Raw genomic sequence first — 18,775 nt, 5'->3', positions numbered from 1 at the left:
ATGACCGACGTTCCCGCCCCGCATCCCGTCACCGGCCGGTGCTTCGGTGACGGCGACCCGCTGTACGAGCGCTACCACGACGAAGAGTGGGGCGTCCCGGTGCACGGCGAGGAGGCGCTGTTCGAGCGCATCGCGCTGGAGGGGTTCCAGTCGGGCCTGTCCTGGATCACCGTGCTGCGCAAACGGGAGACGTTTCGGGCGGCGTTCGCGGGCTTCGACCCGGCGGTGGTCGCGGAGTTCGACGAGCAGGACGTGACGCGGCTGCTGGGCGACACCGGGATCGTGCGCAACCGGCAGAAGATCGAGGCGACCATCGCCAACGCCCACGCGCTGCTCGCGCTGCACGCGGCCGGCCGCACGCTCGACGCGCTGTTCTGGTCCTTCGCACCCGACCGCACGCAGCACGTGCGCCCCGCGACCTGGGCGGACGTCCCGGCCACGACGCCCGAGTCGCGTGCGCTCGCCAAAGAGCTCAAGTCGCTCGGGTTCCGGTTCGTGGGGCCCACCACGGCCTACGCGGCGATGCAGGCGTGCGGGCTCGTCGACGACCACCTGGCGACCTGCCCGTCGGTGGTCGGTTGAGTCCCCGCGGTGACTCAGCCGCGGGCTGTGCTCCCGCCGGGTGATCTGGTGGACATGGGCTCGGCAGGCGCCCTGACGGGACGTTACAGTTCCGCGCATGACCGATCTGCCCGACCCCGACGGCCGGCTCGAGGCCGTCCGCGGCGCCCAGGAGGCGCTGGGCGGCGTCAAGCCGCTCGACACCCAGGTGCTGCGTGCCGTGGAGGCCGGGCTGCTCTCGGTGCCGGGCGCCGGCAGCCCGGTCACCGAGCTGGCGCAGCCCTTGCGCCAGCAGCACCGCTGACAGGACGTCTCTCCCCGGCGACCTGCATCGTCTCGCCTGTTGGGCACCCTTGCTCAGCATGTGGTCTGTCTCGTACGATCGCGGCCTACCATCCAGAGCGGCCGAGAGACCTGGCTCGTTGACGCCGCAGCAACCCCCCTCCGCGACGAGGGTGTGGGTGCTTCCGCCAGGGTCGATGGAGAGACGATGTCGCAGACCCTGTGTCTGAGGTCGCGCGCATGAGCGCCCCGACCGTGGAACCCCCTGTCACCACGCCAGCAGCCCAGCCGCGCGGCACCACCGGTGAGCACGTCGCACCCGCGCCGCGACCGCTCGGCTCGGTGGACCGCCCGACCATCTCGTTCGAGCTGTTCCCGCCCCGCAACCCCCAGGCGGCACCTCGCCTGTGGGCCACCGTGCGCCAGCTGGAGTCGGTGCACCCCGACTTCGTCTCGGTGACGTACGGCGCGGCCGGCAAGACGCGCGCGACCTCGCGCGCCTTCGTGTCCCGGCTGCTGCAGGAGACGTCGCTGTCCCCGATCGCGCACCTGACGTGCGTCGGCACCAGCCGCGCGGAGATCACCGCGATCGTCGAGGAGTTCCTCGACGAGGGCGTGCGCTCGTTCCTGGCGTTGCGGGGCGACCCGCCCGCGGGCGAGCCGGACTGGCGGCCGCACCCGGAGGGCGTGGAGACCGCGAGCGCGCTGGTGGAGCTGCTGCGTGAGATCGAGGCGCGCCGCTGCGTCGCGAGCCCGTCCCAGGCGGTGCGTGCGCGCGTGCGTCCGCTGTCGGTGTCCGTCGCGGCCTTCCCGCGCGGCAACGCCGCGACCGGCGGGACGCGTGCGCAGGACGTCGCGTCGCTCCTGGCGAAGCAGGAGGCCGGCGCCGACTTCGCGATCACGCAGGTGTTCTACGACGCCGAGGCGTACCTGGGCCTGGTGGCCGAGGCGCGCGCGGCCGGCGTGGTGATCCCGATCATCCCCGGCATCATCCCGACCACGGACCCCGCCCGGCTGCTGCGCGTGCAGGAGCTCACGGGCGTGCCGGTACCGCGGGACCTGCTGGACCACCTGGGCGCGGCCGACGACGAGCTCGAGCGGCACCGCCGCGGGATCCGCGCGGGCGTGGACCTGATCAACGGGATCCTGGACGGCGGGGCCCCCGGCGTCCACGTCTACACGTACAACACGCACGAGGCCGCGCTCGACCTGCTCGAGGGCGCGCACCTGGACGGCGCGACCCGCCGCTGAGCGACCGCCGCAGCACCGACCACCGCACCACCACGACACGCGAAGGCTGGACCCTGATGAGCGAGACCCCGCAGTTCCCGACCGGCTCCGTGCTCGGCTACCCGCGCATCGGGCCGCGCCGCGAGCTCAAGAAGGCCATCGAGGCCTTCTGGGCCGGCCGGTCCACGGCCGAGGAGGTCGAGGCGACGGCCGCGCAGCTGCGTCGTCGTACCCGGAACCGCTTGGCCGAGCTGGGCCTGCCGACCGACGTGCCGGCCATCCCCAGCGCGTTCTCGTTCTACGACCACGTGCTCGACGCGAGCGCGGTCGTCGGCGCGATCCCCGCGCGGTTCGCGGACCTGCTCGACGAGGACGGCGGCCTGGACCTGGCCGGCTACTCGACCGTGGCGCGCGGCCGCGGCGACGACCTCCCGCTCGAGATGACCAAGTGGTTCGACACCAACTACCACTACCTGGTCCCCGAGATCGGCCCCGAGACGGAGTTCCGCTACGCCGGCACGCGTCCGGTCGCGGAGTTCGTCGAGGCGCTCGCCGACGGCGTGCTGACGCGGCCCGTGCTCGTCGGCCCCGTCACGTACCTCGCACTGGCCAAGGCGACCGAGGGCGCGCCCGAGGGCTTCCTGCCCATCGACCGCCTGCCCGACCTGCTGCCGGTCTACGCGGACCTGCTGCGCGACCTCGCGGCCGCGGGTGCCACGTGGGTGCAGCTCGAGGAGCCCGCGCTCGTCTCGGAGAGCATCGACGTGCCGGTCGAGCGCCTGCTCGCGGCGACCGTCGAGGCGTACCGCGCACTCGCGACCGAGCTCACGCGCCCGCAGCGCCCCGCGATCTTCGTCGCCGCTCCCTACGGCGACCTGGACGCGGCGCTTCCGGTGCTCGCGGCCACGGACGTCGAGGCGATCGGCCTGGACCTGGTCAAGGGTGCGGTGCCCACGCAGGCCGTGCCGGGCCTCGAGACCAAGACGCTCGTCGCGGGCGTGATCGACGGCCACAACATCTGGCGCGCGGACCTGGACGCCAAGCTCCAGATCCTGGAGCAGCTCGAGGTGCTGGGCGCGGCCGCCGTCACGGTCGGCACGTCCACGTCGCTGTTCCACGTGCCGCACGACACGGCCGACGAGCCGAACCTCGACGCGTCGCTCACCACGTGGCTCGCGTTCGCGGACCAGAAGGTGGTCGAGGTCGTCACGCTCGCCGAGGGCCTGACCGAGGGCCGTGAGGCGATCCACGAGCAGCTGCTCGAGGCCGCCGACGCGGTCGCCTCCCGCCGCGGCGCACCCGGCGTCGTCCGGCCCGAGGTGCGCGAGCGCACGGCCGCGCTGACCGAGGACGCGTTCAACCGCGGCGCGTTCGAGGGCCGCAAGGAGGCGCAGGCCGCCCGCCTGAACCTGCCGCCGCTGCCGACCACGACGATCGGCTCGTTCCCCCAGACGCCCGAGATCCGCAAGGCGCGCGCCGCGCACGGCAAGGGCGAGCTCACGGACGAGCAGTACACCGACGAGATGAAGGCGGAGATCCGCCGCGTCGTCGAGCTGCAGGAGCGCATCGGCCTGGACGTGCTGGTGCACGGCGAGCCCGAGCGCAACGACATGGTGCAGTACTTCGCCGAGAACCTGGACGGCTTCGCGGTCACCGAGAACGGCTGGGTGCAGTCCTACGGCTCGCGGTGCACGCGCCCGTCGATCCTGTGGGGCGACGTGTCGCGGCCCAGGCCGATCACGGTCGACTGGACCACGTACACGCAGTCGCTGACCAGCAAGCCCGTCAAGGGCATGCTCACGGGCCCGGTCACGATCCTGGCGTGGAGCTTCGTGCGCGACGACCAGCCGCTGCGTGAGACCGCCAACCAGGTGGGCCTCGCGCTGCGCGACGAGATCGCCGACCTCGAGGCCGCGGGCATCGCGATCATCCAGGTCGACGAGCCCGCGCTGCGCGAGCTGCTCCCGCTGCGCGCGGCCGACCACGCGGACTACCTCGACTGGTCGGTGCGCTCGTTCCGGCTCTCGACGGCCGGCGTGCGTCCGGACACCCAGATCCACACGCACCTGTGCTACTCCGAGTTCGGCCAGATCATGGGCGCGATCGACGGCCTCGACGCCGACGTGACGTCCATCGAGGCGGCCCGCTCGAAGATGGAGATCGTCGAGGACATCGCGGCCGCGGGCTACCCGCGCGCGGTCGGCCCGGGCGTGTACGACATCCACTCCCCGCGCGTCCCGTCGGTCGAGGAGATCACCGACCTTCTCAGCGGTGCGGTCAAGGCCATCGCGGTCGACCAGCTGTGGGTCAACCCCGACTGCGGCCTCAAGACCCGCCGCTACGAGGAGACCACGGCGAGCCTCGAGCACATGCTCGCGGCCACCCAGGCTGTCCGCACCACCCTCTGACGCCCCACCCTCCCCCTCGCCGACCTGGCAGTTATCCGCCAGGTCGGCGGCGCGGGGTGGGCGAACCCGACCCTTCCCCCTCGCCGAACTGGTAGTTATCCGCCAGGTCGGCGGGGTGGGGTGGGGGGCCCGCGCCGTTCCCGTCGCCGAACTGGTAGATGACCGCCAGGTCGGGGGGTGGGATGGGGCGGGTAGCGTCGGGGGGTGGCGATCTTCGACGTGCCGGTGACGGAGCTCCGCACCCGGACCAGCGCCAAGTGGCGGCAGTACCCCGAGGACGTGCTCCCGCTGTGGGTCGCCGAGATGGACGTCGAGGTGTGCGAGCCCGTGGTCCGGGCGGTCAGCGACGCCGTCCGCCGCGGCGACACCGGCTACCCGGTGGGCACGGCCTACCAGGAGGCGTTCGCGGGGTTCGCGCAGCGTCGCTGGGGCTGGACCACCCAGCCGTCGGCCATGCGGCTGGTGCCGGAGATCATGGCGGGCGTCGTCGAGATGGTCGGCCTGCTGACCGGCCCGGGCGACGCGGTCGTCGTGAACCCACCCGTGTACCCGCCGTTCTGGGCGTACCTGCGCCGCGCGGGCCGGCACGTGATCGAGGCACCGCTCGGTGCGGACCACCGGCTGGACCTGGCCGCGCTCGAGGCGGCGTTCGGCACGGCGACGGCGGGCGGCCGACCCGCGGCGTTCCTGCTGTGCCACCCGCAGAACCCGACCGGCACGGTCCACACGTCCGACGAGCTGCGCGCGGTCGGCGAGCTCGCCGTCCGGCACGGGGTCCGCGTGGTGGTCGACGAGGTGCACGCACCGCTCACGCTCGACGGCTCGTTCACGCCCGCGACCACGGTGATCCCGCACGCGATCGCGCTGCACTCGGCCTCGAAGGCGTTCCACCTGGCGGGCCTCAAGGCGGCCGTGGCCGTGCCGGGGTCGGATGCGGTGGCGGACCTGGCACGCATCGACGAGCTGGTGGAGCACGGCGTGGGGCACGTGCCGGTGGTCGCACACTGCGCGGCGCTGCGCGAGGGCGGGCCGTGGCTGGACCAGGTGCTGACCGAGCTGCGCGGCAATCGGGTGCACCTGCGCGCGCTGCTCGACGAACACCTGCCGGGCGCTCGGTGGACGCCCGGCGCGGGCACCTACTTCGCGTGGCTGGACCTGCGCGCGGTGCTGCCGGGCGTCGAGGACCCGGCCCGCGTGCTGCTGCGCGAGGCGCGCGTGGCGGTGAACCCCGGTCCGACGTTCGGGGCGCCGGGGGCCGGACACGTCCGGCTCAACATCGCCACGTCCCCCGCGATCCTCACCGAGGCGGTGCGCCGCATCGCGGCGATCGCGCCGTGATGCCGTTCGCCCACGGCTGAACCACCAGGTCAGAGGCCGTCGAGGTGCTCCACGATGCGCACGTCGGCGTCGAGCCACGGCACGTCCAGCCAGCGGGAGCGCGGCAACCAGCGCAGCGCGTCATGCTCCACGAGCGGCTCGGGCACTCCCGCGACCAGCTCGGCCCACCACAGCCGCATGACGTACTTCTCCGAGAGCCGCCACATCCCCTCGTCGGGCCCGACGACCTCGGCACCCAGCGCGATGCGCACGCCCAGCTCCTCGCGGATCTCGCGGTGCAGCGCGGCCTCGGGCGTCTCGTCGCCGTCCACCTTCCCGCCGGGGAACTCCCACCTCCCGGCAAGGCTCGCGGGGGTCGCCCGCCGCGCCGCGAGCAGCTCGTCGGGCCGGTCGAGGTCGTCCACGATCGCGGCCGCGACGACGAGCACAGGTGACATGGCGCGAGTGTGCCAGGCCCGCACCACCCCCGCCGACGACGAACGGCGGAACGGCCCGCCCCGGCGATGGGGCGGGCCGTTCGTCGTGCCGTGCGCGGCTTCGTCGTCGTGGGCGGCGCGGCTGGTCAGGTGGGGGCGGGTGCGCGGGTGCAGGTCCCGCGGGTGCGTGCCGGGCGGTTCGCGTGGGGGGGCGAGGTCCGTGCGGCGCGGGTGGGGCGTCGGGTGCAGCGTCGGCCTCAGCGGATCCCGTGCGCGACGGCCCAGGCGACCGCCTCCGCGCGGGTCGACGCGCCGATCTTGCGGTAGACGCTGCGGACCTGCGACTTGACGGTGTTGCGGGTGACGAACAGACGCGTCGCGATCTCCTCGAGGGTGACGTCCTCCGCCAGCTCCGCGAGCACCACGCGCTCGCGACGGGTGAGGCTCTCGGTGACCGTCACGGTCCCGTGGCTGTCCAGCATGCTCATGATGTCCTCCGTTCGGGCGGCGCACCGGGCGACCTGGCCAGGTGCCAGTGGTGCGCGCTTCGTCGGATGAGAGGGACCGGGTGACGACCCATGACGCGGGTTTCCGAACTTCTTTTCCCGGGTCTCTCTCGGACGGTGCGCGGCACCAGCTGCGCCCCTCAATGAGCGGTTCGGGTCCGGCCTGATACCCCGGACCCTCGGGGGTCGACCGTTTCACCCGGTCGACCGGACGGGCGTGCTCGCGCACGCCGCACCACACTCCGAACTGCCGTGCCCCTGCCCGCCCGACGGGTTCCACCCCGCCCGGCGGCCCCTCAGCCCGCCGCGTGCGCGGCGTACTCCTCGGCTGACATCAGCGGCCCGGCCTCGGTCACCTCGACCTTGAGGAGCCAGCCGGCGCCGTACGGATCGGTGTTGACCACCGACGGGTCGTCGACCGCGGCGGTGTTGACCTCGACCACCGTGCCGGTGACCGGGGAGTACAGCTCGGAGACCGACTTGGTCGACTCGATCTCGCCGACGACGGCCCCGGCGGTGATCGTCTCGCCCACCGCGGGCAGCTCGAGGTAGACGATGTCGCCGAGCGCCTCGGCCGCGACCGACGTGATGCCGACGGTCGACGGGGTGCCCTGCGCGAGCCACTCGTGCTCGAGCGTGTACTGCAGGTCGGGCGGCAGATCAGCCATGAGGTGCTCCGTCTCTCGGTGTCTCTAGGGGAGGTCTACCGCGCGCGGCGGTAGAAGGGAAGTGGGACCACCCGGACGGCCTCGTGCCGACCGCGCACGTCAACGGCCAGGTCGGTGCCCTCGGCGGCGACCTCGGGCGTCACGTACGCCATCGCCACGGGGTGCCCGAGCGTGGGTGACGGGGCGCCGGACGTGACCGTCCCGACGACCGTGCCCCCGGTGGTGACGACGTCGTAGCCGTGGCGCGCGGCACGGCGCGTCAGGCCCTGCAGGCCCACGAGCGTGCGCGCGGGCGTCGCATGCGCACGCGCCTCGAGCGCGTCGCGGCCGACGAACGGCAGCGGCATCCCGTCGCGGTCGACCTTGTCGAGCCTGACGACCCGGCCGAGCCCCGCGTCGTGCGGGGTGGTGGTCCGGTCCAGCTCGTTGCCGTACAGGGGCATGCCGGCCTCGAGCCGGAGCGAGTCGCGCGCGGACAGGCCCGCGGGCACCAGTCCCAGCGGCGCGCCCGCGGCGAGCACCGCACGCCACAGCGCGGGGGCCTCGTCGGCGGGCACGAACAGCTCGAACCCGTCCTCGCCCGTGTAGCCCGTACGGGCCACGAGCGCGTCGATCCCCTGCACGGTCGCGCGGACCGCGGCGTAGTACCGCAGCTCCCGCACCGCCTGGGCCTCGGTCGCTTCGGGCACCAGGCCCCCCACCACCTGCTCGGCGAGCGGGCCCTGCACCGCGATCAGCGCGGTCTGCTCGGACCGGTCCTCGAGCGTGGCGTCGGGCCGGCCCGCGAGTCGCTCGGTCAGCGCGTCACGCACCACCGCGACGTTCGAGGCGTTCGCGACGACGAGGTAGCGCTCGTCCTCGAGGCGGTAGACCACGAGGTCGTCGAGCACGCCGCCGTCGGGTGCGCAGATCATCGTGTAACGCGCGCGGCCCACCGCGAGCGCGGACAGGTTCCCGACGAGCGCGCGGTCGAGCGCATCGCCCGCACCCGGCCCGGACAGCTCGAGCTCACCCATGTGGGACAGGTCGAACAGACCCGCGGCCGTGCGCACCGCGGTGTGCTCCGCGACGTCCGAGCCGTAGCGCAGGGGCATCTGCCAGCCCGCGAAGTCGGTCAGCGCGGCGCCCAGGGCGACGTGCTCGTCGTGCAGGGGGGACAGCCGGGTCACATGCGCTCCTCGGGTCGGACGGTCGACGGGACGCTCACTGCTCGAACGCCTCGACGGGCGGGCACGAGCAGACCAGGTTGCGGTCGCCGCGCGCGCCGTCGATGCGCCGCACGGGCGGCCAGTACTTGCCGCGGCGCAGGCCGGGCAGCGGGTAGGCCGCACGCTCACGGCCGTACGGGTGCGTCCACTCGTCGGCCGTGACCGATGCGGCGGTGTGCGGCGACTGGCGCAGCGGCGAGTCCTCGAGCGGCCACGTGCCCGCGGCGACCTCGTCGATCTCCGCGCGGATGGCGATCATCGCGTCGACGAACCGGTCGAGCTCGGCCAGGTCCTCGCTCTCGGTGGGCTCGACCATGAGCGTGCCGGCGACCGGGAAGCTCAGCGTGGGCGCGTGGAAGCCGTAGTCCATGAGCCGCTTGGCGACGTCCTCGGCCGTGACGCCCGTGTCCTTGGTCAGCCCGCGCAGGTCGAGGATGCACTCGTGCGCGACCAGGCCGTTCGGACCCGTGTAGAGCACCGGGAAGTGCTCGCGCAGGCGCGTGGCCAGGTAGTTCGCGGCCAGCACCGCCACCTGGGTGGCGCGCAGCAGGCCGTCGGGGCCCATGAGCGCGACGTACGCCCAGGAGATCGGCAGGATCCCGGCCGATCCCCACGGCGCGGCCGAGACCGGCGGGACGTGCAGCGCCGGGTCGGCGTCGCTCGTCGGCGCCGTGGGGCTCGTCGTCGGGTCGCCCGGCAGGTACGGCGCGAGGTGCGCCGCGACCGCGACGGGGCCCACGCCCGGCCCGCCCCCGCCGTGCGGGATGCAGAACGTCTTGTGCAGGTTGAGGTGGCTCACGTCGCCACCCAGCTCTCCCGGCCGCGCGAGCCCGACGAGCGCGTTGAGGTTGGCGCCGTCGATGTAGACCTGGCCGCCGGCCTCGTGCACCAGGTCGCAGACCTCCCGCACGTGCGCCTCGAACACGCCGTGCGTCGAGGGGTACGTGATCATGATCGCCGCGACCTGCGGGCCGTGCTGCTCGAGCTTCGCGCGCAGGTCGTCCAGCAGGATCTCGCCGTCGTCGGCCGTCGCGACGACGACGACGCGCAGGCCCGCGAGCGCGGCCGACGCGGCGTTGGTGCCGTGCGCCGAGGCGGGGATGAGGCACACGTCGCGCTGCGCCTGACCGCGTGCGTGGTGGTAGGCCTTGATGGCCAGCAGCCCCGCGAACTCGCCCTGCGAACCGCCGTTGGGCTGCACCGAGACCGCCGCGTACCCGGTGATCTCCGCGAGCCAGTCCTGCAGCTGCGTGACCAGCTGGGCGTAGCCCGCCGTCTGCTCGGCCGGGGCGTACGGGTGCACGTCCGCGAACTGCGGCCAGGAGATGGGCTCCATCTCCGCGGTGGCGTTGAGCTTCATGGTGCACGAGCCCAGCGGGATCATCGTGCGGTCGAGCGCCAGGTCCTGGTCGGACAGCCGACGCAGGTACCGCAGCATCGCCGTCTCGGAGCGGTGCACGTGGAACACCGGGTGCGTGAGGTACTCGTCGGTGCGCGTCGCCCAGTCCGGCAGCGCGGCCGAGACCGCGATCGGGCTGTAGGCGAACGCGCCGCCGCGGACCGTGAACGACTCGCGGGGCGAGGTCCACTGCTCGTCGTCCGTCCCGAACGGGGCGTCGGTCGCACCCGCCGCGAAGAACGCCAGGACCACGGACATGACGTCGTCGTCGTCCGTCGTCTCGTCGACGCTCGCCTGGACGTGGTCCGCGTCCGGCGCCCACAGGTTCACGCCCTGGCGCACCCCCGCCGCGACGACGTCCGCCGCGCGGCCCGGGACGACCGCGCGCACCGTGTCGAACACGACGTCGTGCTCCACCTCGACGCCCAGGTCGCGCAGCCGCGCGGCGAGGGTCACCGCGTGCCGGTGCGTCCGCTCAGCGATCGCACGCAGGCCGTCGGGCCCGTGGTAGACCGCGTACATCGACGCGACGATCGCGAGCAGCGCCTGCGCGGTGCAGATGTTGCTCGTGGCCTTCTCACGCCGGATGTGCTGCTCACGCGTCTGCAGCGCGAGCCGGTACGCGGGCGCGCCGTCGGCGTCCACCGAGACGCCGACCAGCCGCCCCGGCAGCATGCGCTCGAGCCCCTCACGCACGGCCATGAACGCCGCGTGCGGGCCGCCGCCGAACAGCGGGACGCCGAACCGCTGCGCCGAGCCGACCGCGACGTCGGCGCCGAGCGTGCCGGGCGAGGTCAACAGCGTGAGCGCCAGCAGGTCCGCGGCGACCGTGACGAGCCCGCCGCGCTCCTTGGCCGCCGCGATCACGTCGGTGAGGTCCCGCACCTGTCCGGAGGCCGCGACCTGCTGCACGACGAGGCCGATCAGGTCACCCTCGACCGCGGGCAGCCCCTGGCTGAGGTCGGCCACCACCACGGTCAGGCCGATCGCCTGCGCACGCCCGACCGTGACCGCGAGCGACTGCCGGAACAGCTGGTCGTCGAGCACGACCGTGCCCGCCTTGCCGCGCTGCGCGCGCCACATGAGCGCGGCCGCCTCCGCGACCGCGGTCGCCTCGTCGAGCAGGCTCGCGTTCGCGATCGCGAGGCCCGTGAGGTCCTCGACCATCGTCTGGAAGTTGAGCAGCGCCTCGAGCCGGCCCTGGCTGATCTCGGGCTGGTAGGGCGTGTACGCGGTGTACCAGGCGGGCGACTCGAGCACGTTGCGGCGGATCACCGGCGGCGTGTGCGTGCCGTAGTAGCCCTGGCCGATCAGCGGGCGCAGGACCGTGTTGCGGTCCGCGATCGCGCGCAGCGCGGCCTGCACCTCGTGCTCGTCCCGCGCGTCGGGCAGGTCCAGGGGACGCGCGCTGCGGATCGAGGCGGGCACCGCGGCGTCGACGAGCGCGTCGAGCGTCGGGTAGCCGACCGTGGCGAGCATGCGCGCGGTCTCGTCGCCGCGCGGCCCGATGTGCCGGTCGGCGAACTCCCGCGCCGCGGGTGCGGAGGCGGGACCTGAGGTGGGGGCGATCGACACGGGCTGCTCCGGGGGTCGTCCGGTGGGTCGCCGGAACGGGCTGGGACTCCCCGCTCTGTCATCCGTCGCAGCGCGACGACCTGAGAGTTTTGCCGGTCCGCCTACGGGGCGCGCCGGCTTGCACCGTCGGTGGGCCGTGCGTTCCGGCCGCTTTCCAGAGTTGCCTCGCCGTGGCGGTACTGGTGCCTGAGAGATTCCCGGGGAGGGTTGCTCCTTCGGCGCCCGCACGCGGGTCTCTCCCGCCTCGGTTCGAGCAGCGTGTTCAGTTGGGCGCGCGGCTCGGCCGCACACGAGCAGGCTACCCGCTCCCTCGCGCCACGGTCGCGGTGTCCCAGGGCCGACCGTGGGCGTGCGCCCGAGATTGCACGGTGGGCGGCCGCGCACCCCGCACCGGGTCGTGGTTAGCCTGACCGGGTGAGCACCCCCCGGGCGGTCGTCGTGGTCGTGTCCGACCGCAGCGCCGCCGGCACGCGTGAGGACCTCTCGGGCCCTGCCGCCGCCGAGCGGCTGCGCGCCGCGGGCTTCGCGGTGGACGCGCCCGTGGTGGTGCCCGACGGCGCGACGAGCGTGCGCGGCGCGCTCGAGGCCGCGGTGGCGGCCGGTGCGCACCTGGTCCTGACCTCGGGCGGGACGGGCGTCGGCCCGCGCGACGAGACGCCCGAGGGCACGCGCCCGCTGCTGGTCAAGGAGCTGCCGGGTGTCGCGGATCTGCTGCGGCGCTCGTCGGACGTGCCCACCGCGGTGCTGAGCCGCGGTCTGGTCGGGGTCACCGCGTCGGGCGCCGTGCTCGTCAACCTGCCCGGTTCGCCGCGCGGCGTCGCGGAGGGCCTGGGCGTGCTGCTCCCGCTGCTGCCGCATCTGCTGAGCCAGGTCCGGGGCGGTGATCACGCATGATCGCGGCCGTCACCGACCAGCCGCTTGACCTGCTGTTTCACGTGGAACACGTGAGCGGGCCGCGCACGGGGGCGGTCGCGACGTTCGTCGGGCTGGTCCGGGACCACGACCCGTCGGTGACGGGCGAGGTGGTGGGCCTCGACTACAGCGCGCACCCGGACGCGGGTGCGGTGCTGACGGACCTGGCCAGACGCGTGGCCGACGAGCCCGACGTGCTCGGTGTCGCGGTCAGCCACCGCACGGGTCACCTGCGCGTCGGTGAGGCGGCGATCGTGGTCGCGGTCGCCGCCGCGCACCGCGCGCAGGCGTTCGACGCGTGCCGCGCCCTGGTGGAGACGGTCAAGGCCGAGCTGCCGGTGTGGAAGCGCGAGCTCCTGGCGGGCGGCACGCACCACTGGGTGGGCCTGTGACGGGCCCCGGGGTCAGCGACGGATCGGCCGCGACACCGCGCGGCACGCTCGTCGACCGGTTCGGGCGCGCGCACCACGACCTGCGCATCTCCCTGACGGACCGCTGCTCGCTGCGCTGCACGTACTGCATGCCCGCCGAGGGCGTCCCCTGGCTCGCACGCTCGACCATGCTCAGCACCGACGAGATCGTGCGCGTCGCGGCGGTGGGCGTGGACCTGGGCATCCGCGAGATCCGGCTCACGGGCGGCGAGCCGCTGCTGCGCGTGGACGTGGTGGACGTGGTGCGCCGCCTGACCGCGCTGACCACGCCCGACGGCGCCCCGGTCGAGGTCTCGCTGACCACCAACGCCCTGCGCCTGCCCGCGCTCGCGGCGCCGCTGCGCGACGCGGGGCTGCAGCGCGTCAACGTCAGTCTGGACACGCTCGACCGCGCGCGCTTCGCCGAGCTGACCCGGCGCGACCGCCTGGTGGAGACGCTCGCGGGCATCGCCGCCGCGGACGCCGCGGGGCTGCACCCGGTCAAGATCAACGCGGTGGCGATGCGCGGCGTCAACGACGACGAGGTGGTGGCGCTCACGCGGTTCGCGGTGGAGCGCGGCTACCAGATGCGGTTCATCGAGCAGATGCCGCTGGACGGCGGGCACACGTGGGACCGCACGGCCATGGTGACGCAGGCCGAGATCCTCGAGCGGCTGACCGCGGCGTTCACGTTGACCGAGGTGCCGGGGCGCGGTGCCGCACCGGCCGAGCTCTGGTACGTCGACGGCGGGCCCGCGACCGTGGGCGTCATCGCGTCGGTGAGCGCGCCGTTCTGCGGCGCATGCGACCGGCTGCGCCTCACGGCCGACGGCCAGCTGCGCGCATGCCTGTTCTCGCAGGCCGAGGTGGACACGCGCGAGATCCTGCGGACGGCGCCGGACGGCGAGGTCGCGGAGGGCCTCGCCGAGGCGTACCGGCGCTGCCTGGCCGGCAAGAAGGCCGGGCACGGCATCGACGACCCCACGTTCCTGCAGCCCCGGCGCCCGATGAGCGCGATCGGCGGCTGAGCCGCGTCAGCCGCCCGCAAAGGGCGGCAGCACGTCGAGCGTGGCACCGGCGGGCACGTCGTCGTCGTCCGCCAGGCGACGGCCGTCGGCGAGCAGCGCGCACCGGTCGAGGATCGGCGCGAGCGCGGGGTGCCGCTCCAGGAGCCCCGCGCGCACGTCCGCGCCGGGGCCGGCCGCCGCGTTCTCCCGGTCGAGGCCCGCGGCCTCCGCCGCCGCGGCGAAGTACCGGACCGTGATCATGCGGGCTCCGGCCACGCGCGCGCGGCGGCCTCGACGTCGGCCAGCAGCGCGGCGACCTCGTCGGGCGTCCGGCCCGCCGCCGCCAGCCCTGCGACGAACATGGTCACGGGCACCGCGGGCCGTGCGACCGCGTGCGCGACGTCGCTCGACAGCCCCAGCAGCCGGTCCACGTCCACGGCACCGGGATCGACGCCCAGCAGCGCGGTCACGTGCGCGACCCACTGCGGCAGGTCGGCTCCCGGGGCGGTACGCGGGTCGGTCATGACTTGCTCCCTGGCTGGCGCGGACGTTCGGGTCCGATCGTGTCACGCACCGCGTCGGCCGTGGGCGCGGACGGGCCCGGCGCCGCCTCGCGGCCAGGTGCGCCGGCCCCGGACAGCGCGGCGCCCACGCGGCGCGCATCCGCCCACGTGTCCACGTCCTCACCCGCGCCGCCCGGGTCGGGCACGTCGCGCAGGTGCAGCCCCGCGACGAGCCGGCGGACCGAAGCGCCGCGCACCTCCGCGAGCGACGCGAGCGCGGTCCGCAGCGCGTCCGTCCGGTACGCGGCGACCAGGTGCTGCGGTGCACCCTCGGCATCGACCAGGCGCGCACCGTCGGTCCCCGGCGCGCTCGCCGCGGCCACGAGCGCGGGGACCACGGAACCGGCGCGCGGCACGTCGCACGCGAGCACGACGACCACCTCGGCGGCGCGCGCAGCGCCCGCCGGACCCGGCACGCCCGCCAGGTCCGCGGGCGGCGCGACGAGCAGCGCGAGCCCGGCGGCGAGGCCGGCGACCGGCCCGCCGAGCGGCGGGTCCTCGAGCGTGGTCGGGACGCCTGGGCGGGTCAGCGCGGGCGGCGCGACGAGCACGCAGCGGCGCGCGCGGGACACCGCGTCGAGCGCGTGGTCGACGAGCGCGCGCCCGCCGAGCACGAGCTCGGGCTTGACCGCGCCCTCGAGCCGGCGCCCGGCGCCGCCGGCGAGCACGATCGCGTCGAACATGGGCGTCGGCCCGGCCCCGGCGTCGGCCGCCGGCCAGCCGGCTGCCTGCTCGTCGGGCGTGGTCATCCGTCGGTGCGGCGCCAGTCGCCCGACTTGCCGCCCGTCTTGGCCTCGAGCTGCACGTCGGTGATGCGCACGGACTTGTCGAGGCCCTTGACCATGTCCACCACCGCGAGCGCCGCGACGCTCACGGCCGTGAGCGCCTCCATCTCGACCCCCGTCCGGTCGGCGGTGCGCACGGTCGCGGTGATGCGCACACCCTCGTCGATCACGTCCAGGTCGACGACCGCGCCATGCACCCCGATCACGTGTGCGAGCGGCAGCAGCTCGGGGGTCCGCTTGGCCGCGGCGATGCCCGCGATGCGCGCGACGGCCAGCACGTCACCTTTGGGGGCCGTGCCGTCCCGCAGCACGGCGACCACCGCGGGTCCGCACCGGACCAGCCCGGTCGCGGTCGCGGAGCGCACGGTCGGCTGCTTGAGCGTGACGTCGACCATGCGCGCGTGGCCGCGTGCGTCGAGGTGGGTGAGCTCGCTCATGTCCAGAAGACCTCCAGGGTGTCGCCGACGCGCACCTCGTCGACGTCGGCGGGGATGATCGCGAAGCCGTGCGCGGCCGCGAGGCGGGCGACCAGGTGCGAGCCCGAGCCGCGCGCGGACGCGGGCTGCACGGGCACGCGCGGGTCGTAGGACGCGGCCAGGCCGGTCAGCGCGGACAGCGCGGCCGGACCCGCGTGGGCGGCCGGCTCCGCGAGCGCGGACGGCGCGGCACGGCGGGCGGGCATGACCTGGGCGCGCCCGGGCGGCGTGCGCCACGCGCCGGCCGCGACGGCACGCACGCGCGGACGCTCGACGTCGGTGAGCCCGCGCATGCGCAGCAGCGCGGGCCGGACGAAGACCTCGAAGGACGCCGCGACGCTCACCGGGTTGCCGGGCAGCGTCCACACCGGCGTGCCGCCGGGCAGCCGGCCCAGCCCCTGCGGCTTGCCGGGCTGGACCGCGACGCGCACGAACTCGACGCCCGGCTCGTCGGCGAGCGCGGCCTTGACCACGTCGTACGCGCCCACGCTCACACCGCCCGACGTGACGATGCCGTCCACCTGGCCGTGCTCACCCGCGTCGAGCGCCGCCAGGAGCAGACGCAGCGCCACGGGGTCGTCGGACGTCGGCCCCAGGCGCAGCACGTCCGCACCCGCGTCGCTCACCGCGGCGGCCAGCAGCCAGGAGTTGGAGTCGGGGATCTGGCCGTGCCGCAGCGGCGTCCCGGGCGGCACCAGCTCGTCTCCCGTGGCCACGACCGCGATCCGCGGACGGCGGTGCACGACGAGCGTCGCGCGGCCGAGCGAGGCCGCGGCGCCCACCACGGCGGACCCGGTCAGCGTGCCCGCGCGCAGCACGACGTCGCCCGCGGCGGCGTCCTCACCCGCCCGGCGCACGTGCGCACCCGGCGCGACGGCCTGCCGCACCAGCACCGGCGCGTCGTCGGCCCACGCGGGTGCGGGCTCGTCACGCGCGCACACGTCGTCCGCGTGCGACGCGGCGCCCGCACCCGTGAGCTCCACCGGCACCACGGCATCGGCCCCCGGGGGCAGCGGGGCGCCCGTCATGATGCGCGCGGCGGTCCCGGGCAGCACCTGCGGCGTCGCGGAGGACCCGGCGGCGAGGTCGGCCACCACACGCAGCGCCACGGGCTCGTCGGGACGGGCCGCGGCGACGTCCGCGGCACGCACCGCGTAGCCGTCCATCGCGGAGTTGTCCCAGCGGGGCAGCGCCGAGTCGGTGACCACGTCGGCCGCGAGCACCAGGCCCTGCGCGTCCAGCAGGTCCACCTCGACCGCGGGCAGGGGTGCGCCGAGCGCACGCGCCGCCGCCCGGTGCTCGTCCAGCCCTCGCACGTGTGACCCCTCTCGTCGCCCGGGCGATCGTCCCATGAGGTCGAGCGCCGGATGCGCGGCGCTCGCCGTCCTCAGCGCGTGCGCGCCTGCCACGCGACGATGCCGCCCGCGAGGTTCGCGGCGTCCACGCCCGCGGCCCGCAGCACCTCGGCCGCGGCCTGAGCTCGTGCGCCCGAGTGGCACAGGACCACGACGTCGGCGGGGTGCGGCCAGTCGCGCAGCGCGGTGCCGTCGAGCACCGTGCGCAGCGGCACCGGCACCGCACCCGGCAGCGCCGCGGCGGCGATCTCCGCGGGCTCGCGCACGTCGATCACGACGAGCGGGTCCGCCGGGTCCGCGAGCCGAGCCGCGAGCGCGTCCGCGCCGACCTGCGGCACGCCGGCGACGACGGACGCGGGCGCACCCGCCGGACGCGAGTCCGGCGCGGCCGAGAACGCGGTGCGCGGCACCTCGGCGGGGCGCGGCGCGGTGGCCGGTGCCTCGACCGTGCGAGGTGCCCCGGCGGGCGGCTCGGCGGTGCGGAGCGGGGCGGGCGTCGCCGCCCCCGCGGGCCGCAGCGGCAGCTCCGACCACCGCGACCGCCACGCGTCGAGCACCAGCACGCGGCCCACGAGCGGCTCACCCAGCCCGCACACGAGCTTGACCACCTCGGTGGCCATGAGCGAGCCCACCTGCCCGCACAGCGCGCCCAGCACGCCGGCCTCGGCGCACGAGGGCACCTCGTCGGGCCCGGGCTCGACGGGGAACAGGTCCCGCAGCGTGACGCCGCCGCCGGGTGCCGCGGACCAGAACACGGACACCTGCGCGTCGAACCGCAGGACCGAGCCCCACACCACCGGCACGCCCAGGGCCGCGGCGGTGTCCGAGACCAGGTAGCGCGTGGGGAAGTTGTCGGTGCCGTCCACCAGCACGTCGTACCCCGCGAGCACGTCGGCCGCGTTCTCACGCGTGAGCCGCGTGCGGTGCGGCACCACGACGACGTCGGGGTCGAGCGCGCGCACCGTGTGCGCGGCCGAGTCCACCTTGGACCGGCCCACGTCGGAGGTCGCGTGGATGACCTGGCGCTGCAGGTTGGACACGTCGACCACGTCGTCGTCGACGATCCCGAGCGTGCCGACGCCCGCGGCGGCCAGGTACTGCAGCACGGGCGCGCCCAGGCCGCCCGCGCCGATCACACCCACGCGCGCGGCCCGCAGCCGGCGCTGCCCCTCGAGCCCCACGCCGGGCAGCAGCAGGTGCCGGGCCGCACGCGCGGTCTGCTCGGGCGTGAGCGCGGGTCCGGGTGCGACGAGCGGGTCGATCCTCACGGGCCCAACCTACGGGCGCCGTCGCGGGTCAGCCGAAGTCGAGCAGGTCCTCGAGCCACGACTCGCGCTTCTTCTTGCGGCGGTAGCGCGGGTCGTCGTACCGGGGGTCGCGCGACGGCGCTCCGTAGCGGTCGTCCCGCCGGTCCTCACGCCGGTCGTCGTACCGCTCGGCCGGGCGCGGGTCGGCGTACCGCGGGTCGGGGTACGCGGTGCGCGTGTCCCCGGGGGGCGTGCCATACGCAGGTGCCGCGGGTTGCGCGGCCGCGCGGTCGAGGATCTTGTCCAGCTCCCCGCGGTCCAGCCAGATCCCGCGGCACGTCGGGCAGTAGTCGATCTCCACACCCTGCCGCTCGGTCATCACGAGCTCGGCCTGGTCGACGGGGCACCGCATGCGCAGCTCCTGAAGGG

At 75.1% G+C, this 18,775-nt stretch carries 20 protein-coding genes and 2 riboswitches; of the genes, 8 read left to right on the top strand and 12 right to left on the bottom strand.

Features of this window, described 5'->3' with window-relative positions; all coding sequences use genetic code 11:
• The 5 genes from CELGI_RS00490 to CELGI_RS00470 all read left to right on the top strand — a co-directional run bounded on the left by CELGI_RS00490 (position 1) and on the right by CELGI_RS00470 (position 5,819).
• Positions 1-582, top strand: a complete 582-nt coding sequence (locus CELGI_RS00490) for a DNA-3-methyladenine glycosylase I (RefSeq protein ID WP_013882159.1) — start codon at positions 1-3, stop codon at positions 580-582.
• 97 nt (positions 583-679) lie between these two features.
• Positions 680-865 (top strand): hypothetical protein, encoded by a 186-nt coding sequence (locus CELGI_RS00485; protein WP_013882158.1) that lies wholly within the window; start codon positions 680-682, stop codon positions 863-865.
• 85 nt (positions 866-950) lie between these two features.
• A riboswitch (SAM riboswitch) is annotated at positions 951-1,047 on the top strand.
• Between the two features lie 36 nt (positions 1,048-1,083).
• Positions 1,084-2,094: a methylenetetrahydrofolate reductase gene (locus CELGI_RS00480; RefSeq protein ID WP_013882157.1), complete on the top strand. Its 1,011-nt coding sequence runs from the start codon at positions 1,084-1,086 to the stop codon at positions 2,092-2,094.
• A 56-nt stretch (positions 2,095-2,150) separates the two neighbouring features.
• Entirely contained in the window at positions 2,151-4,481 is a 2,331-nt protein-coding gene (gene metE, locus CELGI_RS00475; RefSeq protein WP_013882156.1) for a 5-methyltetrahydropteroyltriglutamate--homocysteine S-methyltransferase, read from the top strand.
• 204 nt (positions 4,482-4,685) lie between these two features.
• Positions 4,686-5,819 (top strand): MalY/PatB family protein, encoded by a 1,134-nt coding sequence (locus CELGI_RS00470; protein ID WP_211206542.1) that lies wholly within the window; start codon positions 4,686-4,688, stop codon positions 5,817-5,819.
• Positions 5,820-5,848: 29 nt separating this feature from the next.
• Here the strand turns inward: CELGI_RS00470 and CELGI_RS00465 are convergent, their stop codons facing one another.
• The 5 genes from CELGI_RS00465 to gcvP form a co-directional block, all read right to left on the bottom strand.
• Positions 5,849-6,256: a (deoxy)nucleoside triphosphate pyrophosphohydrolase gene (locus tag CELGI_RS00465; RefSeq protein ID WP_013882154.1), complete on the bottom strand. Its 408-nt coding sequence runs from the start codon at positions 6,254-6,256 to the stop codon at positions 5,849-5,851.
• Between the two features lie 236 nt (positions 6,257-6,492).
• The gene (locus CELGI_RS00460) at positions 6,493-6,723 is read right to left on the bottom strand and encodes a helix-turn-helix domain-containing protein (RefSeq protein ID WP_013882153.1); all 231 of its coding nucleotides are present in this window, start codon (positions 6,721-6,723) and stop codon (positions 6,493-6,495) included.
• Between the two features lie 314 nt (positions 6,724-7,037).
• The gene (gcvH, locus tag CELGI_RS00455; protein ID WP_013882152.1) at positions 7,038-7,409 is read right to left on the bottom strand and encodes a glycine cleavage system protein GcvH; all 372 of its coding nucleotides are present in this window, start codon (positions 7,407-7,409) and stop codon (positions 7,038-7,040) included.
• Positions 7,410-7,444: 35 nt separating this feature from the next.
• On the bottom strand, positions 7,445-8,578 hold the full coding sequence (gcvT, locus tag CELGI_RS00450; RefSeq protein ID WP_013882151.1) for a glycine cleavage system aminomethyltransferase GcvT: 1,134 nt from the start codon (positions 8,576-8,578) through the stop codon (positions 7,445-7,447).
• Between the two features lie 34 nt (positions 8,579-8,612).
• Positions 8,613-11,591 (bottom strand): aminomethyl-transferring glycine dehydrogenase, encoded by a 2,979-nt coding sequence (gene gcvP, locus CELGI_RS00445; protein ID WP_013882150.1) that lies wholly within the window; start codon positions 11,589-11,591, stop codon positions 8,613-8,615.
• 164 nt (positions 11,592-11,755) lie between these two features.
• Positions 11,756-11,843: riboswitch (glycine riboswitch) on the bottom strand.
• Between the two features lie 162 nt (positions 11,844-12,005).
• Between gcvP and CELGI_RS00440 the strand changes: the two genes are divergently transcribed.
• The 3 genes from CELGI_RS00440 to moaA are packed head-to-tail and all read left to right on the top strand — an operon-like array spanning position 12,006 to position 13,941.
• Positions 12,006-12,485 (top strand): MogA/MoaB family molybdenum cofactor biosynthesis protein, encoded by a 480-nt coding sequence (locus CELGI_RS00440; RefSeq protein WP_041574028.1) that lies wholly within the window; start codon positions 12,006-12,008, stop codon positions 12,483-12,485.
• Positions 12,482-12,895, top strand: coding sequence for a molybdenum cofactor biosynthesis protein MoaE (locus CELGI_RS00435; protein WP_013882148.1), 414 nt, complete (start codon positions 12,482-12,484; stop codon positions 12,893-12,895). Before CELGI_RS00440 ends, CELGI_RS00435 begins: the two co-directional genes overlap by 4 nt.
• The gene (moaA, locus tag CELGI_RS00430; RefSeq protein WP_013882147.1) at positions 12,892-13,941 is read left to right on the top strand and encodes a GTP 3',8-cyclase MoaA; all 1,050 of its coding nucleotides are present in this window, start codon (positions 12,892-12,894) and stop codon (positions 13,939-13,941) included. Before CELGI_RS00435 ends, moaA begins: the two co-directional genes overlap by 4 nt.
• A 6-nt stretch (positions 13,942-13,947) precedes the next feature.
• Here the strand turns inward: moaA and CELGI_RS00425 are convergent, their stop codons facing one another.
• The 7 genes from CELGI_RS00425 to CELGI_RS00395 all read right to left on the bottom strand — a co-directional run bounded on the left by CELGI_RS00425 (position 13,948) and on the right by CELGI_RS00395 (position 18,758).
• Positions 13,948-14,181 (bottom strand): MoaD/ThiS family protein, encoded by a 234-nt coding sequence (locus tag CELGI_RS00425; RefSeq protein ID WP_013882146.1) that lies wholly within the window; start codon positions 14,179-14,181, stop codon positions 13,948-13,950.
• Complete coding sequence (locus CELGI_RS00420) at positions 14,178-14,444, bottom strand: DUF6457 domain-containing protein (RefSeq protein WP_013882145.1); 267 nt, start codon at positions 14,442-14,444, stop codon at positions 14,178-14,180. Before CELGI_RS00420 ends, CELGI_RS00425 begins: the two co-directional genes overlap by 4 nt.
• Complete coding sequence (gene mobA / locus CELGI_RS00415) at positions 14,441-15,232, bottom strand: molybdenum cofactor guanylyltransferase (protein WP_245528128.1); 792 nt, start codon at positions 15,230-15,232, stop codon at positions 14,441-14,443. Before mobA ends, CELGI_RS00420 begins: the two co-directional genes overlap by 4 nt.
• Positions 15,229-15,705 (bottom strand): cyclic pyranopterin monophosphate synthase MoaC, encoded by a 477-nt coding sequence (gene moaC / locus CELGI_RS00410; protein WP_013882143.1) that lies wholly within the window; start codon positions 15,703-15,705, stop codon positions 15,229-15,231. Before moaC ends, mobA begins: the two co-directional genes overlap by 4 nt.
• A complete protein-coding gene (locus CELGI_RS00405) occupies positions 15,702-17,060 on the bottom strand; it encodes a molybdopterin molybdotransferase MoeA (protein ID WP_013882142.1) in 1,359 nt (452 codons plus the stop codon). Before CELGI_RS00405 ends, moaC begins: the two co-directional genes overlap by 4 nt.
• Positions 17,061-17,131: 71 nt before the next feature.
• Entirely contained in the window at positions 17,132-18,367 is a 1,236-nt protein-coding gene (locus tag CELGI_RS00400; protein ID WP_013882141.1) for a ThiF family adenylyltransferase, read from the bottom strand.
• Positions 18,368-18,395: 28 nt separating this feature from the next.
• Positions 18,396-18,758, bottom strand: coding sequence for a TFIIB-type zinc ribbon-containing protein (locus CELGI_RS00395; RefSeq protein WP_013882140.1), 363 nt, complete (start codon positions 18,756-18,758; stop codon positions 18,396-18,398).
• Between the last annotated feature and the right edge of the window lie 17 nt (positions 18,759-18,775).

Origin of the sequence: Cellulomonas gilvus ATCC 13127 (assembly GCF_000218545.1) — a bacterium.
Lineage (GTDB): Bacteria > Actinomycetota > Actinomycetes > Actinomycetales > Cellulomonadaceae > Cellulomonas > Cellulomonas gilvus.
Note: the sequence above shows the minus strand (reverse complement) of the source record. Positions and strands in the feature narration are given on the sequence as shown.

Coding starts and splice junctions, on each gene's coding strand:
- moaC (WP_013882143.1), bottom strand. CDS start 15,705: ATGAGCGAGCTCACCCACCTCGACGCACGCGGCCACGCGCGCATGGTC.
- CELGI_RS00490 (WP_013882159.1), top strand. CDS start 1: ATGACCGACGTTCCCGCCCCGCATCCCGTCACCGGCCGGTGCTTCGGT.
- mobA (WP_245528128.1), bottom strand. CDS start 15,232: ATGACCACGCCCGACGAGCAGGCAGCCGGCTGGCCGGCGGCCGACGCC.
- CELGI_RS00465 (WP_013882154.1), bottom strand. CDS start 6,256: ATGTCACCTGTGCTCGTCGTCGCGGCCGCGATCGTGGACGACCTCGAC.
- CELGI_RS00425 (WP_013882146.1), bottom strand. CDS start 14,181: ATGATCACGGTCCGGTACTTCGCCGCGGCGGCGGAGGCCGCGGGCCTC.
- CELGI_RS00420 (WP_013882145.1), bottom strand. CDS start 14,444: ATGACCGACCCGCGTACCGCCCCGGGAGCCGACCTGCCGCAGTGGGTC.
- CELGI_RS00435 (WP_013882148.1), top strand. CDS start 12,482: ATGATCGCGGCCGTCACCGACCAGCCGCTTGACCTGCTGTTTCACGTG.
- CELGI_RS00395 (WP_013882140.1), bottom strand. CDS start 18,758: ATGCGGTGCCCCGTCGACCAGGCCGAGCTCGTGATGACCGAGCGGCAG.
- CELGI_RS00460 (WP_013882153.1), bottom strand. CDS start 6,723: ATGAGCATGCTGGACAGCCACGGGACCGTGACGGTCACCGAGAGCCTC.
- CELGI_RS00485 (WP_013882158.1), top strand. CDS start 680: ATGACCGATCTGCCCGACCCCGACGGCCGGCTCGAGGCCGTCCGCGGC.
- metE (WP_013882156.1), top strand. CDS start 2,151: ATGAGCGAGACCCCGCAGTTCCCGACCGGCTCCGTGCTCGGCTACCCG.
- gcvH (WP_013882152.1), bottom strand. CDS start 7,409: ATGGCTGATCTGCCGCCCGACCTGCAGTACACGCTCGAGCACGAGTGG.
- CELGI_RS00480 (WP_013882157.1), top strand. CDS start 1,084: ATGAGCGCCCCGACCGTGGAACCCCCTGTCACCACGCCAGCAGCCCAG.